The sequence below is a fragment of the Xylanibacter rarus genome (genome assembly GCF_001275135.1).
GTDB lineage: Bacteria > Bacteroidota > Bacteroidia > Bacteroidales > Bacteroidaceae > Prevotella > Prevotella rara.
The window spans coordinates 14,879-35,294 of sequence record NZ_LFQU01000015.1 but is presented as its reverse complement, the minus strand read 5'-3'; the positions used below and the strand labels follow the sequence as shown (position 1 = coordinate 35,294).

Annotated in this window: 11 protein-coding genes; 7 read left to right on the top strand and 4 right to left on the bottom strand. The window is 49.9% G+C overall.

Features of this window, described 5'->3' with window-relative positions; translation table 11 throughout:
* Nucleotides 1–93: 93 nt before the first annotated feature.
* From nusA to ACU52_RS08625, 3 genes are all read right to left on the bottom strand, one after another.
* Nucleotides 94–1,362, bottom strand: coding sequence for a transcription termination factor NusA (gene nusA / locus ACU52_RS08635; RefSeq protein ID WP_021855957.1), 1,269 nt, complete (start codon nt 1,360–1,362; stop codon nt 94–96).
* Nucleotides 1,363–1,459: 97 nt separating this feature from the next.
* Entirely contained in the window at nt 1,460–1,927 is a 468-nt protein-coding gene (gene rimP, locus ACU52_RS08630) for a ribosome assembly cofactor RimP (protein WP_021855958.1), read from the bottom strand.
* 879 nt (nt 1,928–2,806) lie between these two features.
* Nucleotides 2,807–4,909: a pectate lyase family protein gene (locus tag ACU52_RS08625; RefSeq protein ID WP_082335221.1), complete on the bottom strand. Its 2,103-nt coding sequence runs from the start codon at nt 4,907–4,909 to the stop codon at nt 2,807–2,809.
* 635 nt (nt 4,910–5,544) lie between these two features.
* Here ACU52_RS08625 and ACU52_RS08620 point away from each other — a divergent pair.
* The 4 genes from ACU52_RS08620 to ACU52_RS08605 all read left to right on the top strand — a co-directional run bounded on the left by ACU52_RS08620 (nt 5,545) and on the right by ACU52_RS08605 (nt 15,558).
* Complete coding sequence (locus ACU52_RS08620) at nt 5,545–8,688, top strand: SusC/RagA family TonB-linked outer membrane protein (protein ID WP_053398505.1); 3,144 nt, start codon at nt 5,545–5,547, stop codon at nt 8,686–8,688.
* 12 nt (nt 8,689–8,700) lie between these two features.
* The gene (locus tag ACU52_RS08615; protein WP_053398504.1) at nt 8,701–10,566 is read left to right on the top strand and encodes a RagB/SusD family nutrient uptake outer membrane protein; all 1,866 of its coding nucleotides are present in this window, start codon (nt 8,701–8,703) and stop codon (nt 10,564–10,566) included.
* A 76-nt stretch (nt 10,567–10,642) separates the two neighbouring features.
* Nucleotides 10,643–11,518, top strand: a complete 876-nt coding sequence (locus ACU52_RS08610) for a hypothetical protein (protein ID WP_125105396.1) — start codon at nt 10,643–10,645, stop codon at nt 11,516–11,518.
* 140 nt (nt 11,519–11,658) lie between these two features.
* Nucleotides 11,659–15,558: a pectinesterase family protein gene (locus ACU52_RS08605; RefSeq protein WP_053398502.1), complete on the top strand. Its 3,900-nt coding sequence runs from the start codon at nt 11,659–11,661 to the stop codon at nt 15,556–15,558.
* 221 nt (nt 15,559–15,779) lie between these two features.
* On the opposite strand, the gene ACU52_RS08600 is transcribed toward ACU52_RS08605, so the two are convergent.
* Nucleotides 15,780–16,907 (bottom strand): aldo/keto reductase, encoded by a 1,128-nt coding sequence (locus ACU52_RS08600; protein WP_053398501.1) that lies wholly within the window; start codon nt 16,905–16,907, stop codon nt 15,780–15,782.
* Between the two features lie 172 nt (nt 16,908–17,079).
* Here ACU52_RS08600 and ACU52_RS08595 point away from each other — a divergent pair, with 172 nt between their 5' ends.
* The 3 genes from ACU52_RS08595 to ACU52_RS08590 all read left to right on the top strand — a co-directional run bounded on the left by ACU52_RS08595 (nt 17,080) and on the right by ACU52_RS08590 (nt 20,395).
* Entirely contained in the window at nt 17,080–17,883 is an 804-nt protein-coding gene (locus tag ACU52_RS08595; RefSeq protein ID WP_193391579.1) for a helix-turn-helix domain-containing protein, read from the top strand.
* Nucleotides 17,868–18,026: a helix-turn-helix domain-containing protein gene (locus ACU52_RS15435; RefSeq protein ID WP_193391578.1), complete on the top strand. Its 159-nt coding sequence runs from the start codon at nt 17,868–17,870 to the stop codon at nt 18,024–18,026. Before ACU52_RS08595 ends, ACU52_RS15435 begins: the two co-directional genes overlap by 16 nt.
* A gap of 635 nt (nt 18,027–18,661) precedes the next feature.
* Nucleotides 18,662–20,395: a helix-turn-helix domain-containing protein gene (locus tag ACU52_RS08590; protein WP_053398500.1), complete on the top strand. Its 1,734-nt coding sequence runs from the start codon at nt 18,662–18,664 to the stop codon at nt 20,393–20,395.
* Nucleotides 20,396–20,416 lie beyond the last annotated feature (21 nt).

Below are 20,416 nucleotides of genomic sequence, written 5' to 3'. Positions count from 1 at the left end.
CACTGGCGCCCGTCCGGCGGCCAAAGCCTCATAATGCCAACCCAAAAGCCCGGAGGCCTGATTATGAATTATGCATTATGAACTATGAATTACTTAATTTCCTTCAAACTCGGCTCTGAGTATCTTCAGCACGTTGTCAACGGTCTCTTCCTCGAGGTCGGCTTTCTCTACGAGCATGTCGCGCGGAGCGTTGAGCACAGCCTTGGCGGTGTCGAGACCAATGCCCTTGATAGAGTCGATGATCCACTGGTCGATCTCGTCAGAGAACTCGTCGAGATAGATGTCCTCGTCTACCTCGCTCTCGTCGAGCTCGCGGAATACGTCGATAGTATATTCGGTAAGCATGCTGGCAAGCTTGATGTTCATACCGCCGCGGCCGATGGCCAGAGACACCTCTTCGGGACGGAGATAAACCTCTGCCTTCTTGTTCTCCTCGTCAACGTTGATGCTCGAAATCTTTGCCGGACTGAGCGCACGCTGGATGAAGAGCTTGATGTTTGCGGTGTAGTTAACAACGTCGATGTTCTCGTTGCACAGCTCGCGTACGATGCCGTGAACGCGGCTACCCTTAACACCTACGCAGGCTCCAACCGGATCTATACGGTCGTCATAGCTTTCAACGGCTATCTTGGCGCGCTCTCCCGGCATGCGGGCAATGCGCTTTATGGTAATGAGTCCGTCGGCTATTTCGGGCACCTCAGCCTCGAGCAGGCGCTCAAGGAACATGTTGCTTGTGCGCGAAAGTATGATCTTCGGGTTGTTGTTCTCGTTGTTCACCTCCTTGATCACGGCGCGCACGGTCTCGCCCTTGCGGTAAACATCGTGAGGTATCTGCTCCGACTTGGGCAGGATGAGCTCGTTGTTCTCGTCGTCAACGAGCAGCACTTCGCGCTTCCACACCTGATATACCTCGCCGGCGATAACCTGGCCCACGCGGTCTTTATACTTGTTGTAGAGGCTGTCGTGTTCAAGCTCGAGCACCTTTGATGCCAGTGTCTGGCGGAGGTTAAGGATGGCGCGGCGGCCAAACTTGCTGAAGTCAACCTTCTCGCTCACTTCCTCGCCCACCTCATAGTCGGGCTCAATCTTTATTGCGTCGCTGAGGGCTATCTCCTTGTTCTGGTCTTTCACCTCGCCGTCGGCCACAACAATACGGTTGCGGTAAATCTCGAAGTCGCCTTTATCGGGGTTGACAATAACGTCAAAGTTCTCATCGCTGCCAAAAATCTTCGCGATAACGTTGCGGAAACTCTCTTCCAGCACACTCATCAGAGTGGTACGGTCGATATTCTTGGTATCTTTAAACTCTTTGAAGGTGTCAACCATGCTCACGGTTTCTTCCTCTTTCTTTCTTGCTACCATAGCTGTCTGTATATTTTTATTTTATTATTATCATCTGTCAGGGCGGCAGTGCCGCCTTAGGCTCATGCACATATCGGCGCCACGGGGCGCGCTGCTCCTACTTGAAGCTTATGAGATACTTGGTGTACTTAACGCTGTCCATGCTGAAATCGTGGTCTACGTCTGTCAGCACGGGGCGCTTTGAGCCTTCCTTCTTAACCTTCTCTCTCACCGTTACGGTAAAGTTGCGCCCGTCAACGGCCTTGAGCACGCCGCGGAACTTCTTGCCGTCGGCGTCGAGAACCTCAACTTCCTTTCCGACAAAGTTGACATACTGCTGCGGCACCTTGAAGGGCTGTCCCAGCCCGGCGCTGCCCACCTCGAGCTCATAGTCTTCTTCATCGCGGCTCAAATGGTCCTCAATGAAGCGGCTGAGCTGCACACAGTCTTCAATCCACACACCGTCGGCATGGTCAATTTCAACTACAATCTTGTCGTCTTGGCTGATTTCGATGTCTACCAGGAAATACTCCTTGTCCTTAAGCCACTCGTCAACTAAATTTTTTACTACGTTTTTGTCTATCATAAACGGGTATTTAAAATAAAATGAGGGACTTCGTAAAGCCCCTCATTCCACTGAACGCTGCAAAATTAACAATAAAATCGCAGGTTAGCAAATATTTTGCGGTTTTTATGCAGTTTGTAATACAATATTTATAGAGAAAGCGACTTTATGGCAACTTTCGGCCTCTCTTACCTACGGCATAAGCATGCCGGCGGATAAGCACGGGCAACCATGAAACGGGGGCGGCAAAGACGGCTATGCGACACGCCCTAAGCAAGCCACAAGGCGGCGCCGGCCGACCTGCGAAAAGGCTGCCTCATGAGCATGCAGAGCAATGCGGCGAAGAACAGCAGGGGCAGGGACGGAAACAGGGACTGATGCAAGTAAAATATCGTTAATTATGTTAATTAAGAATAGTTAAAACGAAAATATTGCAAGAGCGGCAAGCGTTTGGCAGAGAAAAGCGTAAAAACCGACATTTTTATATCATGCTGTATGTCAGACTGTTACATTCAACCGGCAATTCAACGACTGCAAAACGACTGCCAAAACAAGGCTTTTCGGCTTACAAAAGGGCATGTTTCGGGGCATAAAAGGCCATGTTTTGCGATACGAAACGATACCTTTTGCAACATGAAAGGCGGCAAACGGCGATGAAGAAGGCATGAAAACGGACGGAAAGAGCCGAAAAACGGAGCGAAAGGTTAAAAACATTAACACTCCGTCTCTATTTTAAGCCGAGACGAAGTGTTAACAAAATTTGCTAGAATGTTAAAAACATGGTTTCACAATCCATGTCATGATGTTTGGCATAGCCGTTGCTCCGACCGCCCCGTGCCCTGTCCCTGCGGGACCGAGATGCGAAGCAGAGAGCCGCGGCACTGCTGCCGCTGCAGACAGTTATCTGCCTGATATAACCACCTTGCGGTTGTTAATGATGTATATGCCCTTGCCGAGCCTGCCGATGTCGCTGCCGAGATAGCGGCCGTCGAGCGAGTAGATGCGCACTTGCTGCTGTGCCGGGCCTTCTATGCTCTCGATGCCCGACGAGCCTGACGACGGCGCTATGTCGATATAGTCGGTGCGGCAGCGCATGTTGCCGTTGGTGTAGAACTCTATCCTCAGCTCGTCGCCGGCATCGAGAGGCACGTTTCTGGTAACACGTGTGGCCATCTTGTTGTTGTTAGCCTTTGCCGTCCACTGGTCTTTCAGCTCTTCGCCAACGTACAGGCCAAACCATCCCTGCCCCGAGGCCTCGTCGAAGTAGGCCGTAGTGATGTCGTATTCGGCAGCATCGCCGGCCCACACAAAGCTCATGTAGCCGGGGCCCTGGTCGCCCACGTTGCACGAGTCGTTAGAGGCAAGTATCCATGAAGGCTGGTTGTCGAGCTCAGGGAAGCACAGCGCTCCCCTTACGGCATGCTCCACCTCGTTGCGCCCTTCATGTGCATGGCTTATGTCCGATGTAAAGCTCCACACGTCGCCCGTAGCCACAGAGCCGTCGGCGGCGGTGGCATCCACGCGCCAATAATATGTCTGACCGTAGCGCAGGCTGCCGGGCTGCCATTCCTCCGTCTCGACATAATTGGCCTCGGCGTCGTCAAGACTGCTGTCGGTGCCCATATACACGGTGTAGCCCTCAGCATCGAAGCCTTCGCGCCAGCGCAGGCTCAGCGGCACGCAGGGCGACGTGGAGCCGTCAACCTCACGCAGCGAAGCGTGCTGCTCGCCGTCAAAGGGCGTAGGATATGTGGCCTCGGCCGGTGCTGTGGTGAAGCGGAACACGCCCGAAGTCTTGCCCGAATATTCTCCTCCGTCTACCGTAACCTGCCAATAGTATGTCGTGGCGGGCTGCAGCTCGAGCGCCGCAGGGTCGCACTGCTGGAGCGCATCGGGCGAAGTGCCCACCTTATATATATAACCCGTGGCGCCCTCTATGTCGCCGCAGGCTATCTGCGTGCCTCTGACAACGCCTATTGCGCCGTCGCCCGGAAAGGGAATGATGTCGCTCTCTATACCGTCCACGCAGCCCATCTGAGCCACCAGGCCCGGAACGCTCTGCGCATCGTCCATCGCGAAGTCATACTGATAGTAGCGGCTCACGTCGAATCCGCTGCTGTTACCCTCGCCCCTGCTGCCCTCAAATACGTTGCCCTCGCTCTTCAGGAATCCCCAGTAGGCATCGTCTTCGCTCGTGGCGTACATCTGGCTGAACGGCGTCTTCACGTCCTTGAAGTAGCAGTTCTCCACATTCACCATGGCACGCGCAAACATGCCTATGGCATAAGACGTGTTGCGCTCGTTATAGTCGTTGAAGATGTGGCCCAGGCCGTAGCCTATGCGCGGATTGCGCTGCGTGCAGTTGATGAACGCGTTGTGATGATACGTCACGCGCTGTCGGCCGTAGTCGGCAATGTTACGCGTGCCCGAGCTGCATATAGACGACTTGTCGTGGTCGTGAAACTTACACCACGACACCGTCAGATAGCTCGAGCCGTAGGTGAAGTCAAGCAGGCCGTCATTGGCGCCGTTCTCCTCCTTCTGGCTCGAAAGGTCGCAGTGGTCAATCCACACGTGGTGGCTGTTTCTGAAGGCAATGGCGTCTGGGTCGGCCTTCGATATCTTCAGGTTGCGTATAATGATGTTCTGCCGGTCCTTGATGTCAAGTCCCAGACTGTCGAGCCTTGCGCCGCTGCCTCCTCCTATGATGGTCTTGTTGCTTGCCACCGACACCACGTCGTGCTTCTGCTTAGGGTCGGTGCTGTAGTCGTAAAAGCCCTTCAGGTCGGCATCCAGTATTATTATATAAGGTTCCTCTGCACCTGCATACTTTTCAAAGTCGGCGCGGTTAGTTACATGCACAATCTTTCCGCCAGCCCCTCCGGTGGTTCCGCGCAGTCCGAGGTCGGCATAGTTGGCAAAGCCCACAAGCCCATGCTGAGCCATGACGCATGCGGGAGCGCCCGCAACAGCAAATAAAAGTGAAAGTAAAAGTTTTCTCATCGTTTGTTTTTCTTTATAATTATTAAGGTAAAGCGTTTCGCAAGACTTGATTAAAATCAAGAGCAAATATAACCATTTATCGCCTAACACCCCGCCAAGATATCAAAATGCTATACACAAAAATCATTTTACAAATGAAATAAGGTGTTCAATATAACTAAATGTCAGACAGCACTCGTTAAAGGACATAAAGCCAAAGCATAGATATGTTTAACCAATTTATCATGATTACAAGTCAGTCTTTTCTTGATTTCAGCAGCACTATACGCTAAATTTTGAGTAAAAAACTATCTTTTTTGATACGGCCAAGTCTTTTTCATGTTATTCTGTAGATAAGAATAAAAAAACATTTATATTTGCAAAAAAAGAAAACAACCTGCCATAAAGAAAAACATAAACCTTTATCAATGGTTAAAAACAGATTGCTGTAAGAAAACATTTTACCTTGACAAGTTCTTGAAAACTTTACATACGTGATTTTAGATTAACTTTTTAGTCATAAGCCTATTAAAACTACTATAAGCAAAGCACCAAAAACAAACAATGGCGTGTTCTGGCACGTTAATCATGCGTGTCGTCTAATGCCGGCGTTTAGGTATATCTTTGTCACTAATGTTTAACAACAGAATTAAAATATGAAAAAGAACATGAAGCATTATTCAGGCAAAGCCTTGACAAAAACTTCTGTCATTTTCAGTCTTTCTGCCCTACTGTGCATACCCGCCTGCGGTTATGCAGAGAATGCAGAGGCTAAGGAAATGGCGGTACAGGTAGTTCAGCAGAGCCGCACGGTAAAAGGTACTATTACTGACGAAACCGGCGAGCCTATGATCGGAGTTACTGTCAGAGTGAAAGGCAGCAGAGCAGCAGCCGTAACAGACTTGGACGGTAAGTTCTCATTATCAGCAAACCAGGGAGACTTTATCGAAGTGTCTTATGTCGGCTATGAGACAACGACAGTGAAGGTAACATCAAACACCCTTAACCTGCAGTTGAAGCCGGTGGCAAGCGACCTTGACGAGGTTGTCGTAATCGGTTTCGGTACAGTAAAGAAGCGCGACCTGACCGGTTCTGTTGCCTCAATCAAGGCAGACGCTATCGTGCAGACGCCTACATCAGACGTAGCAACTGCACTTCAGGGACGCATCTCAGGTCTTGACATCAACGGCGACGACATGAGAATCCGCGGTAACCGCTCTATCAACGGTAGCAACGACCCGCTCGTTATCATCGACGGCGTACAGGGAGGTTCTATGAGCGACCTTAACCCTAACGATATTGAGTCTATAGACGTATTGAAAGATGCATCATCTACAGCAATCTATGGTTCTCAGGGTGCCAACGGTGTTATCATCATTACAACAAAGAAGGCCGAAGCAGGCAAGATGCAGGTGTCTTACGACGGATATGTAACAGCAGCATTCCGCCCCGACAGAGCAGAATACCGCTCGCCGGAGAACTATTACGAAACACTCAAGCTTGCAGCACAAAACGCAGGATTATGGAACAGCACCAACGACGACGCATCGCTATTCTCAGACCTCGAGAGCTATGCAGCATTCCGTGCAGGCGTATGGACTGACTATGAGAAACTGCTGCAGAAGGACGTGACATGGAGCAACAAGCACACCGTGACATTGTCTGGAGGTACAGAAAAGACACAGGCCAGATTCTCTCTCGGATATGCCAACGACGGCAACAAATGGAAGAGAAGTTCAGGAACAGACAAATATACACTGCGTGCAAACATTGACCATAAGCTCTACAGCTGGATCAATGCTGGTGTAAACTTCCAGCTCACACACTCACGCAACGCATCTTCTCCTTATGAGAAGGCAACAACTACCAGCCTGGAGCTCGGCTCACCCTATGGTGTATATGATGCCGAAACAGACACATATAACATAGGCAACACTTTGGTTGAGCGCCCGCTCGCAAGCGACGGATACGTGAACCCGCTTATCGACGGTGCCGGAGATGACTTATATAAGAACGAGTCATACTTCACAAACATCGTAGCCAACGCATACGTTGACATTCATCCTATAGAGGGACTCACCTTCCGCTCACAGCTCAACACACACATTACAAACTCTTCAGAGGGAACATACACTGACGGCAAGTCTGCTGCAAACCTTGACAAGACAGGACAGAAAAGCACTGCCGAAATGACAAAAGCCTCTGGTACATACATAGAGTGGAACAACATCCTAACATACAACTTCACAAAACTGCCTAACGATCACCACCTTGGCGTAACTCTTCTTACGACATGGAACAAGACTATAAAAGACGAAATGTCTGCTACATCAAAAGGACAGACAATACCCGGCAACCTGTGGTGGAACCTCGGAAGCAATGACGGAGAAGACGGAAGCTCTATACACTCAAGCCTCTATACACAGGCACAGAACTTCTCTTACGCAGGACGTATCTCTTACGACTGGAAGAGCCGCTACCTCGTAACCGCATCTTTACGTAGAGACGGTTCGTCAAAACTCGCCGACGGCAACAAGTGGGACTGGTTCCCGTCAGCAGCTTTGGCATGGCGTATATCTGATGAAGCCTTCATGAAAAAGACTAAGTCATGGCTGGACGATTTAAAGATACGTGCTACATATGGTGTTACAGGTAATGCCGGTATTGGTGTTTACGGAACACAGTCAGGAGTAACATTCGCAAACTGGAGCTTCGGCTTCCAGGATATCTCTGCAAACAGATATATTCTCGGTGTGGCAGACCAAAACGGCAGCGGATATTATGTTATCGCAAACAAAGACACAAAATGGGAGAAATCTACAACATTTGATTTAGGTTTCGATGCAGTGCTGCTGAACAACCGTCTGAGCGTAACATTCGACTGGTATAACACCAAGACTACAGACCTTATCCTGCTGCGCTCACTTCCGACATCAGCCGGTATGGACGGTAAATACGCTACATACACAAACATCGGTTCTACAAAGAACACAGGTTTTGAGTTCACCGTAAACAGCCGTAACATTGTAACAAAAGACTTCTCTTGGTCTTCAACACTTACATTCTCTGCAAACAGAGAGAAGATTACTGACCTTGTTGACGGAACAGACATCATGATCGGTACAGCAAAAGAGACACAGACTCTTATGATTGGCCATCCTATCAAGTCATACAACACATTCAAGTATCTTGGAATATGGACTACAGCTGAAGCTGACGAGGCTGCTAAATACTTTAAAGATGCAGAAAAGACCAATCCGTTCAAGCCGGGCGACATAAAGGTTGCCGACCTTAACGGCGACTACGTTATCGACCAGAATGACGACATCGGTTATGTTGGTTCAACATCACCAGACTGGTTTGCCGGATTCAACAATGATCTCAGATACAAGAACTGGGACCTCAACATCTATCTCTACGCACGCTGGGGACAGTGGGCTGAAAGCAAAGTTGCAAACTATGATCCTTCTACAGGCGGCATGACAACTAACTTTGACTATTGGGCAGCCGGAACAAATGAGAGCGGTTCACTCCCTGCACTGTACAAAGGACGTAACCTTTACGACTATGTCGGCTATCAGGCACTTGCCTACTGCGACAACTCTTTCATAAAGCTGAAGAGAATAACACTTGGCTATACATTGCCTAAATCGGCACTTAAGGCCATGAGAATAAGCAACCTGCGCATATACGCAACTATCAACGACCCGTTGTATTTCGTTAAGAATGAATGGCAGAAACATTATGATCCGGAAGGAAACCAGCGTAGCGTAACAATAGGTCTTAATGTAAACTTCTAATAAAAAGTAAACATGAAAAATATTATTAATAAACATATTGCCGGTGCATTATTTATCGGTGCTACTGCATTTTCGTTAACATCATGCAGCCTTGACGAATATAACCCGTCAGGCGAAGGCGCAGACCAGGTGTTCAAGACACCTGAAGGAATGGAGGATCTTGTCAACCAGATGTACTATAACTTCCGCTGGAAATATTACGGACGCGAGGATCCCTGTCTGTATATGGAAGGCAACGCTGACATCTGGCAGAACATCGGTTCTAACTATGAATACGGAAAGCAGCTGACACGCTGCGTCGACCTGCAGGGCGACCGCGGTCAGATAGCAAACGTATGGAACCGTGTTTATGACAACATCAATGATGCCAATGCCATAATCAACCGCCTTAATGACGTTGTTGGTCTCACAGAAGCTCAGCAGCTCGATTTCGAAGGTGAGGCACGCTTCATGCGCTCATACTGCTATTGGTGGCTTGTTGAATTCTTCGGAGACATTGAGTTACGTCTGGAAGAAACACAAACAGCAGAATTTACCGCAGTAAGAACAGACCGTAAGAAAATTTATGACGACGTTATCATACCTGATGCAAGAATTGCAGCAGAGAAGCTGCCAGTGACACCGTATAACGGACACATAGGCCGCTCTACAAAGAAAGCAGCCAAGGCTCTCCTTGCACGCGTTCTGCTGACTCGTGCTCAGTATGAGACAGCCGGAAGCGCAGAGCAGAAATACTTCTATGAAGAGGCGCTCAAGGCAGCACTTGACGTTATAAACAACAAGGCTGCTTATGGAATTCAGATTTACAATACTTACGATGAGATATGGCAGGCAAAGAACAACAAGAACAACACTGAGTTCCTGTGGGTTACTACATTTTCATCTAACTCAAGTCTGAACCCTGACAGCAAGCCAAACCGTCTGTACCGTTATTTCGCACCGAAACTTGTAGGTAACGCCGGTATCAGAAATACTGCAACCACATGGGAATATCCGTCAGAAGGCACACTGCTTATGCCTACCTATTACTTCCTCAACCTTTGGGAGGACTGGGACCTGCGCTATGACGTTATATTCCAGGAGGCATTCCCTGAAAATTCAAGCAAAACATTCACATGGACCGAAGCTCTTGCAAACAGATATCTCCGTCCTGACCTGATTGGCAAGCAGATTGAAGTAGGTGATACTGCATTGTATTTCACAAAGAAGAGTCTCACAGACGAATTCAAGCAAAGCAAGTCTTATGCAGCCATCGACATTGATGACGTTTTTGAAACAGAGAATGTCAATGCCTACGGAGGAGCACCGCTCCGCAACTACCAGGCAGACCCGACAGCCTCAACACAGTACATCGCAAGTTCATTCCCGCGCTTTATGAAATATCGCATATGGGACCGCGATGAAAACGGAACATTCCTCCTTGCCGCAGCAAACGGACAGTTTGGATATGCTGACGTGCCTGTTATGCGTTATGCAGAAATGCCTCTGATTGCAGCAGAATGCTACATCGCATTAGGACAAGCATCTGAAGCTGCTAACATCATTAACCAGGAAATACGTACTAGACGTGTGGTTAAACCAGACCATGACCTTAGCGAAGCTCAAGTTACAGCCTCAGACATGAATATCGAGTGGATTATGGCAGAACGTGCTCGCGAACTCTGCGGAGAATGGCTGCGTTGGTTCGACATGAAGCGAATTTATAGCCCACAAGGCAACTTCGCCTCTACTATAGTAGGACGTAACCCAAGTATGATTGGAGACGACTGCATGCAAGAATATCATGCACTGAGACCTATTCCAAATACATTCCTTGATAAATTACAGAATGCCGAGGAATTTGGTCAGAATCCAGGATATAACCCTTATACAAAATAAAAGCGACAAATGACGGAGCCGCTGAACAAGTAAGCGGCTCCTTTAAAAAAAATTCAAACATTTAAATTTTAAGAAGATGAAAAAGATTTTTACTTTATGTGCTACAGTTCTTATGAGCTTAGGTGCATTTGCACAGAGTGAAGTAGGTATTTATCGCCCATTGGACCTCAAGATTCTGGAGGTTGGCGATCCCGCAGTTAAGGAAGCCTATGGTGTAAAAATTACAGAGATTCGCGGTAAGGATGCAACATTCCGTGAAGAAGCCGGCCAGGAAACTCCTGATGCATCAGATCTCTACATTGGCTACAACGTAACAGGCGACCCAGCACAAAGCATGGCAGCTTCAGCTGTTTATGCTGCTGACAATGTTATTTATCCGAAAGTTGCAGAGCAGACTGAGCGTCAGGCTGAAGAATACTTTGGATTCACAATGGATATTCCTGAAGGAAAATCTGTAAACATCGAAGCTTTGGATGTATATCTGCTTTTGGGCAACGCATACTACTGGCAGGTTGAAATAACAGATGCTCAGGGAAATGTTGTTTACAAGACTCAGGACAAGGGTATCAAGAACAACAACTACAACAAGACAGCCTACACCAATGGTGTTCACGTAACAACAACAGAAGTTACAGAACCTGAATGGTCACAGAAACTTCTTGAGAGCTGGGGCCTGGCTACAAACTATGATGTTGCAGAAACAGAATGTCTGCCTGAGCTGAAGGATCTCACAGGAACATACACAGTAAAAGTATATTACTGGGGCAAATGGCAGAAGAACATGACATATGCCAATGTTTATCTGACAATATCTGAAGGCACAACAGGCATATCTTCTATAGAAGCTGAAAATGCTAACAGCAACAAGATGTACAACCTCGCAGGTCAGAGAGTAGACAAGAACTACAAAGGTATCGTCATTAAGGACGGTAAGAAGTTCATTGTTAAATAATAAGTTCTTCATGATAAAGAAACCGCCTTTCGCGTGAAAGACGGTTTCTTTTATAAATCTATGCGATAAAGAAAAACGTAGTTCCGTTTTTTATTATAAAAGTCATTACAAACATTAAAAACACTATTAAATCTTTAAGCATGAAATTCATATCAAAACTGGCATTTTCCGCTACAGTGTTATTATCTGCGGCACTAAACACGGGAGCTGCCATTGACGGAAGTCTTGACCCATCTTCGGTTGTATCCGAGTGGAGCAATTCGTCCACATATCCTAAAATAATCGACATAAACTTCAGTGACGAAATGTGGCCCGGACAGACATGGACAGGCGAGACCGGAATGGACTGCCCTGAATATGCAGACGGAGCATATGTAAACACCATTATCGAAGTTCCTGCAAACGGCGGCACAGAAGTAAAATATCCGGTGCTTTTTCACAACTGCACATTTGCTAACAAAAAATCATACAACGGCTATGCAGGTGCTACGGCTGCATTCTGCCGCCAATACTACCTTGGCCAGAATCCTTCAGGATATGGCACAGAATATGTAAACGACTGGACGGTCAAGGACCATACTAAATATATCGAAGACAACATAAAATACGGAGAAGACGGAAAGCCTGTATATGGCGAAGCCGGATTTGTGCAGTTCTGCCGCGATGCTTCAACAGAACGCGACCCTGAAACTCAGGAGAAAATCTCGATGCACGGATGGATGGAAATCGACCACATTCCTTATGTTGAACGCATTCAGTGGGCATGGTCTTCTACATCATGGGGACGAGGAATAAAGTGCGACATAAAGATTGGTGACGGTGAATGGAAGCACCTGGTATGGATGGGTTCAGAACTTCATAAGTTCGGCTATACCTCATTCAGCGACCAGGGATACTTCATGGAAAATATCATTGACGCACACGACGTGTCTATCCGCTGGCGCGTATGGGACGGAGAAAACATGAAAGATCCGGCTCAGACCAACGAAGAGGGCTATCCTATATTCGGAGTTCGTGAAGACCCCTACAGCCAGCAGCAGGCTGCCCGCGTACACAAGATACAGATTTTCGGATCTGAGATAACTGCCGAGCAGGCTCAGTATGCAAAGGACAACCCTGTGAGCGACGTGGGCGAACTGTCTGACATCGAGGGCGGCGGCGATACATCTGACGACAACGCTCCCGACGCAAACGCTCCGATAGAACTATACACCGTGGCTCAGGACGGCACGGGCGACTATACAAAAATCCAGGATGCCATCAACGCCGTAAGCGACGGCTCACGCGGTATTATATACATCCGTCCGGGCGTATATGAGGAAAACCTCTACTCGGGCACCAAGACTAACAAGAACAAGTTTATCAGTCTTATCGGTGAGGACAAGGCCACTACCATCCTGACTTCATCTGTAGACCGCGGCTCAAACAACCCGCAGAACACTTACAACGACTGCGCTGCGCTCAACGTGTATACATCACGCTTCTACGCCGAGAACCTCACCATACGCAACACCAGCGGCAACGTGGGACAGGCCGAGGCTCTGTTTACGGCAGGCGACGCACACATCTTCAAAAACTGTCTGATAAGCGGCTACCAGGATACATACAAGGCAAACATCGGCGCACGCGGATACTTCACAAGATGTACCATCGAGGGTACTACCGACTTTATCTACGACAGCGGTCTGGAGTGGTTTGAGAACTGCGAGATTAAATGTCTCAAGGGCGGCGGCTACATCACGGCTGCCGGCGATGCCGGACTGACACTCACAAAGACTCTGTATCCGGAACTCAGCACCGACAAGTTCTATGCCGGCCTGTTCTTCCGCAACTGCCAGGTGGTGCCGGCTCCGCGCGTATCTGCAGGCGACTACTATCTGGGACGTCCGTGGAAGGAGAAGTGCGGAACAATGTTCATACAGTGTACGCTCGACAAGCACATCAACACCAAGGGATGGACAGAATGGAGCGGAGCCGAGAACGATTGCTCTTACTTTGAATACAAGAACGTTGACAAGAGCGGAAACCTGATTGACACTTCATCACGTGCATCTTTCAGCCACCAGGCAACCGACGCTGAGGTAGAGGCATACATGAACCCAGAGTTCATCTTCTCTAAATTCTCTGACGTTTCTTTCGACTATAACGCAATCCTGAACGGCGCTGCAGAGCCTTCAAACTTCAACGTGTCTGAAACCGGCTTTACATGGGACGGCGACGACAAGGCTGCCGGCTACCTCATCTACAAGGACGGTGTATTCGTAGACATGACGGCAGAGCCTTCTTACACAAAGGACGCTGACGACAACGCTACATACACCGTGAAGAGCATCTCACGCCACGGCGTAACATCAGACGCCGTTGAAGCCAAGGAAGGCGCCATGATGCTTGCATTCCCGACGGCAGAAGGCTTCGGTAAATACACATCAGGAGGCCGCGGCGGACAGGTAGTTACCGTAACTTCTCTTGCCGACGACGGCACAGAAGGCACTCTGCGCTGGGCTTTCGAGCAGTATCCCAACGAGCCTATAACTATCGTATTTGCCGTTAACGGCGAGATTCATCTCAACGGAAACCTGCGCGTAAGCCGCTCTGACTGGACGCTGGCCGGACAGACAGCTCCCGGCGACGGCATAAGCATCGTGGGCGACAAGGTTAACCTTGGAGGTTCACAGAACTTTATTATACGTAACATCCGTTTCCGCTCAGGCGACGGCAAGCAGGATCAGGCATGCGGAACAGAAAACTGCTCTAACTATATCTTCGACCACTGCGCATTCGGATGGTCAGTTGAGGAATGTATGAACACTGCCGACAGCCACTTCCTGACAGTGCAGTACAGCATCGTTCACGAAGGTCTCTATCAGGCAGGCCACGACAAGGGTAACCGTGGATATGGCGCACAGTGGGGCGGATCACCCGTGACATACCACCACAACCTGCTCGCAGGCAACAACTCGCGCAGCCCGCGTATCAACGGCGCACGCGGCGAAGACTATGTCGTATTCATGGAATACGTAAACAACGTAAACTTCAACTGGGGCAGCGCCAAGGCTTGCTATGGCGGAGAGAACGCAGCCGAAATCACTTCTTACAACGGCAAGAACTCTGTTCACGAGTGCAACTTCATGAACAACTACTACAAGCCAGGACCTCAGTCACCATCTAACTCTGTGTTCGTATCAGTAGGTTACATGCGCGACATCGGTCCGTCATGGGCACCTTCTAAATGGTATATCAACGGAAACGTAATGGAAGGCAACGCCACAGCCACAGCAGACAACTGGTCGGCAATGGCTTCAGACCACTTCACATTCGACGAGTTGCGTGTTGACGAGCGCATCGTGACAGAGACTCCTTACTACAAGTACAACTCTGTTCTGGGCAACGAGGGCGAATACGACCCTGCACTCTACATGCTCACCGACATTCAGACAGCTGAAGAAGCATACAACACTGTGCTCGAGAAAGCCGGAACTGTTAACCGCGACGTGATAGAGCAGCGCGTCATCAACGACGTTAAGACCGGTACACCTAAGTACACCGGCTCGCTGGCCAACAAGAAGGGTATCATCGACTCTGTGAACGACGCTGAGGGCTTCGGCCTCGACCACGGCAACGAGAAGGCTCCTGCCGACACTGACGGCGACGGAATGCCCGACGAATGGGAGAAGGAGCACGGACTTAACGCCAACGACGCTGCCGACCGCAACCTGCGCAACGCCGAAGGCTACACCGCCCTCGAGGTTTACCTCAACGGACTCATGGGCGAGTTGCTCGACGACGACTTCACATCAGGCATAACACAGGCCGTTACCGAGAAGCCTGAGATAAGCTACAACAGCAGCAGCAACACACTGACCGTAAGCGAAAACGCCATAGGCGCAACGCTGAGAGTGTTTACAACCGACGGCAAGCAGCTGGCACAGATGCGCATAACATCTGCCACAACACAACTCAACAGCCTGCCTAAGGGCGTCGTACTGCTGTATGTAAGCGGCAACAACCTGTGCCCGAGAATATTAAAGGTGAACAAATAAGAATCTTGCATAAGCCTATATCATAAGAAATCCCGCCAGCCGTCATGGCTGTCGGGATTTTTTTATGTCTATAAAGGCAGCATGATGCCATCTGTCTGCCGCCATCACACGCCTGTCATGCCCCTATCAGAAGCTGCATGAGGCGCAACAGCCGCCTCTGCCCCACTCGTGCCGCCACCATGCCCTGCCGGCTTCCATACTCTAACAGACCGCACCATGCCTCACTTGTCTATCTGACTCTCGGTGAAGGGGTCGGCACGATGGCCCATCAGGTCGATACGCGAGTATTCCATGTCAAACTCGTCGGCCTCGTCCGGCGTAAGCCTTACGCCTGCCGCACCAATAAAGTCGTCGAGATGGGCAGCACTCGTAGTGCCGGGTATGGGCACAATCCATGGCCTGCGCGACAGCATCCATACGAGCGAGAACTGCGCAGGCGTGATGCCCTTGCGCCGCGCCCAGCGCCCTACCAGCTCAGTCAGCGGCCTGTTGTAGCGCAGCGCCTGCGGAGTGAAGCGCGGCAGATTGTGGCGGCGGTCATCACTGCCGAAGCGGCTGTCCTCGCCTATCGTGCATGTCAGATAGCCGCGGCCGAGCGGACAATAGGGCACGAAGCCTATGCCGAGTTCTTCGAGCGTGGGGAAAATCTTAAGCTCAGGCTCGCGCCACCAGATGGCATACTCGCTCTGAACTGCCGACACAGGACACACGCTGTGGGCACGCCTGATGGTGCGGGCGCTTGCCTCCGACAGTCCGAAGTGCAGCACCTTGCCCTCCTTTATCAGCTGTGCCACGGCGTCGGCCACCTCCTCTATGGGCGTGGCAGGGTCTACGCGGTGCTGATACAGCAGGTCGATGTGGTCGGTGCGCAACCGCCTCAGCGAGCCCTCAACGGCCCGGCGCATATGGGCCACGCTGCTGTTGAGAGCCGTAGGGCGACCCTCCTCAACACCGAATCCGAACTTTGTGGCTATCTTAACATTGTCTCTTATGGGCTGCAGGGCCTCGCCCACCCACTCTTCGCTTGTGTAAGGGCCGTAAACCTCGGCCGTGTCAAACAGCGTAACGCCCTTTTCGTAGGCGCGGCGTATCAGCGCCACCATGTCGCGGCGGTCATAACGGCCGCCATAATAGCCCACCATGGGCAGGCAGCCAAGGCCTATGGGCGACACGCTCATGCCGCCCAGATTGCGGCGCTCGGCCTTAGGCTGCCGCCCCGTGCGCCCTTTATCCTTGCCTGTGGCAGCCATGGCGTCTGTGGCGGCAAGCACTCTCGACGTGCCCGTCAAGGCTCCGGCAGCCATGAGTGCCAGGCCCGATGCCGACTTTAAGAATTTTCTTCTGTCCATATCTTTCTGTCTTTTGGAGGTTAGTTGTTGTTTCTGTCGCAAAGATATGCCACGACTGGGCTGGCGCGGTATACAATTCTCATGCATAAGTACCATTTTCATGGTTTATGTTTCGCCGTTAAGGATAAATAGCGATATATTTGCATCTGCAACAACCAAAAAAGTTAAGGGCATGGCAAAGATTGAGAAGGTAAACACGGTGCACGACTATAACGCATACGTAGGACAGGCAGACGAGCACAGGCTGGCAAGCGTGATAAACTATAACGACCTGCCCCCGATAAGGCACAGCCTCAACAGCTACGGCATATACGGCCTGTTTCTGCGCGAGGACACGCTCGTAGACCTGACCTATGGCTGCGGCAGATACGACTACGACGAGTCTACGCTGATATGCGTGGCGCCTGGACAGACGGGCGGCAAGGAGGACAACGGCGAGAGAGTGGCTCTGAAGGGATGGGCCCTGCTGTTTCATCCCGACCTGATAAGAGGCACGTTTCTTGAAGGCAGGATGCACCGCTACTCGTTCTTTGCCTACAATGTGAACGAGGCTCTGCACATGCGCCCCGGCGAGCGCGACATACTCGTGGCATGCCTGAAGCTCATCAAGCAGGAGTTTCAGGCGCCTGACGACGGCTGCCGCGACTCTATCATCGTGGGCCTGATAGACATCGTGCTGCAATACTGCTCACGCTTCTACAACAGACAGTTCAGCTCGCACAGACAGCAGAACAGCGACATACTGACACGCTTTGAGCAATTGATGCACAGCTACTACGACTCGGAAAGACAGCTTACGGACGGACTGCCTACCGTACAGGCATGCGCATCAGAGTTATGCCTCTCGAGCAACTATTTTGCCGACCTGATAAAGAAGCAGACCGGCATCACGGCCGGCGAACACATCCACCGCTTTGTGATGTCCATGGCCAAAAGCAGGCTGACGGCAGGCGAGCAGGTGTGCCAGGTGGCCTAGCCCTGGGCTTTGAATATCCGCAGCACTTCAGCAGACTGTTCAAGAAGATGGAGGGATGCACACCGTCTGAATATATAGCATCGAGAAACAGGCGGCCTGACCATCGCGCTGACAACGCCAACACCGGTGCAACAGCCGACTGATATATTCAGCATATCTGAACGGGCATCACGGCTGCTGAATCCATCAGCCGTTTGTAAACAAAAATGACATTTCCCGTCCGTTTGACGCCCTCAGAACGGCAACGGCGGGAGCGAAAGGGCGGGAATGACGGGAAATATGGCGAAAAACGGCAGAAAAGATAAGATACTGATGCACAATAACTTATACACAAACACACATCAAACGGACACGGCTCATGCTATGAAAGATGCCCTTTGAGGCTCTAAAAGGGCACCTTTTGCAGGCTGAAAGGCCGTATTTTATGCATCAAAAGGATGCCTTACAGACCGAAAAACAATGAGTTTCGGGCTGTTTCTGACGCTCTACAGCTAACAAAAGTTAAACAAAAGCATATTCGGACGGCAAGGCATTAACATCTGTTATACATTGATTTTCTATAACGGAAAAATATTTTGTCCTGACTTTTTACCTTGTCTCATGCATGATTTGCACCTCCATTTGGATTTATTATATGCCGGCAAGGCTATATAATACTCATGAAGGAAACGCAACGTCAATATGTCTTTTTCAAAATATTATGCCACATTTAAAATTAAATTTATTACTTTTGTGCGCTATTTGGTTTAGATACAAACCGGCAAACAGAGTCGCTACTATGAAAAAATACAAGATATTCATTATTATCTGCGCGCTGCTCACCACATGCGCGGCATTTGGTTCCGGTGACACGAAATATACTAAGCTCGTGAAGAAGGTTTCGGTCAAACCGACGGCTAACATAATGAATATTGCTGACAGATATGCGGCAAAGGGCAAAGACGGCGAAGCCCTCGTGCTGTATGCCATAGTATATAACAGGTTTGACCCCAATGCTGCCGACAAGGAAAAGGACATGTGCGCGCTGGCAAGGAAGAAGGCCGGCACGCTATACTATGACAAAGGCAACTACATAAACGCCCTCGACGAATTTATCAACGGCGTGAAGATCAGCGAGGCGTGCTCCAAGCCCACGTATGCGGCAAGTCTGTATAACTACATAGGCAACATCTACTGCATCTTTCTCGACTACGAGAAGGGCATACGCTACTATCTCAAGGCGTATGACCTGAGCAAGAAGTATCCCGACAGGAAGATGCAGCACAGCGTACTCGTTAACCTGACCGGCATGTACAGCTATTACATCAAGGACATCCCGAAGGCCAAGAAGTATTATCAGCTGTCTGAAAGCACGAGAGACAAGAGCAACAAGACCGACACGTTCATGAGTCTCTACACGCTAAGCCTGATACAGATAAGCGAGGGCAACATCAAGCCTGCCATATCAAGGCTGAAATGGCTCGCCGGATATGCCGCAAAGGAGAAGCTGGAGCCTAGGTTCCGCTGCTTTGCCTATCAGGAGATTTACAGCGCCTACAGGCAGCTGGGGGTAAAAGACTCTACGCTTAAATACATGCATCTGTGCGACCGGACGGCACAGAAATACAACCTTCAGCACACGTTCGTAACGACGACCAAGAGCCTTTCTGACTTTTTTCAGGAGAAGGGCGACATAGCCATGTCTAATCTCTACAAGTCGCGCTATCTCGACATCATGGACTCGATTTATGACATGAGAAAGTTCGACATGGTAAAAAACTCGCTGCTCAACTACGAGATATACAAGACGACAAAGGAGATAGAAGACCTGCGCACAAGCCAGCACGAGAGGATGCAGACCATCAGGATGCAATGGGTGATAATGTGTGCCGTGGCTGTTGTGGCGCTCACCACAATACTGTTTCTCTTCATCGTATGGAAGCAGAAGAAGAGAATACACAAGGGCTATATCAACCTGTATAAAATCAACCACGACTTCATAGAGACGCAGGAGCTGCTGACGAGCCGACTGCGCAAATGCCGTACAGAAATAAGCGAGAAAAACGACATAATAGACAGCCTGAGGCAGGAACTCGGCAACGCGAAGGACACGGAAGAGAGCACTGCCGAGGAGGGTATGAAATATCAGACGAGCAACCTGACCGACGGACAGATGCAGACCATAGCCGACGCCATAGGCAACGTGATGGAGAACACCACGGAGTTTTGCGACTGCAACTTCTCTCTCAGCAGGCTTGCCGACCTTGTGGGGTCTAACAGGTCGTATGTGTCGCAGGTTATTAACGACTCGTTCCAGAAGACATTCAACGACTACGTGACGCCTTACAGAATACACCTTGCCTGCAAGCGGCTCACCGACAGGGTCAACTACGGCAACTTCACGATGAAGGCTATAGCCGAAAGCGTGGGCTTCAAGTCGTACACCGCATTTGTCAATGCATTCAAGAAGATTACCGGCATCACGCCTTCTATATATCAGAAGATAGCCCTCGACAACAATTCTAAAGAGTAGTCTGCCTTACGCCTGCGCCGT

Coding starts and splice junctions, on each gene's coding strand:
- rimP (WP_021855958.1), bottom strand. CDS start 1,927: ATGATAGACAAAAACGTAGTAAAAAATTTAGTTGACGAGTGGCTTAAG.
- ACU52_RS08620 (WP_053398505.1), top strand. CDS start 5,545: ATGAAAAAGAACATGAAGCATTATTCAGGCAAAGCCTTGACAAAAACT.
- ACU52_RS08615 (WP_053398504.1), top strand. CDS start 8,701: ATGAAAAATATTATTAATAAACATATTGCCGGTGCATTATTTATCGGT.
- ACU52_RS08600 (WP_053398501.1), bottom strand. CDS start 16,907: ATGGACAGAAGAAAATTCTTAAAGTCGGCATCGGGCCTGGCACTCATG.
- ACU52_RS08605 (WP_053398502.1), top strand. CDS start 11,659: ATGAAATTCATATCAAAACTGGCATTTTCCGCTACAGTGTTATTATCT.
- ACU52_RS08590 (WP_053398500.1), top strand. CDS start 18,662: ATGAAAAAATACAAGATATTCATTATTATCTGCGCGCTGCTCACCACA.
- ACU52_RS08595 (WP_193391579.1), top strand. CDS start 17,080: ATGGCAAAGATTGAGAAGGTAAACACGGTGCACGACTATAACGCATAC.
- nusA (WP_021855957.1), bottom strand. CDS start 1,362: ATGGTAGCAAGAAAGAAAGAGGAAGAAACCGTGAGCATGGTTGACACC.
- ACU52_RS08610 (WP_125105396.1), top strand. CDS start 10,643: ATGAAAAAGATTTTTACTTTATGTGCTACAGTTCTTATGAGCTTAGGT.
- ACU52_RS08625 (WP_082335221.1), bottom strand. CDS start 4,909: ATGAGAAAACTTTTACTTTCACTTTTATTTGCTGTTGCGGGCGCTCCC.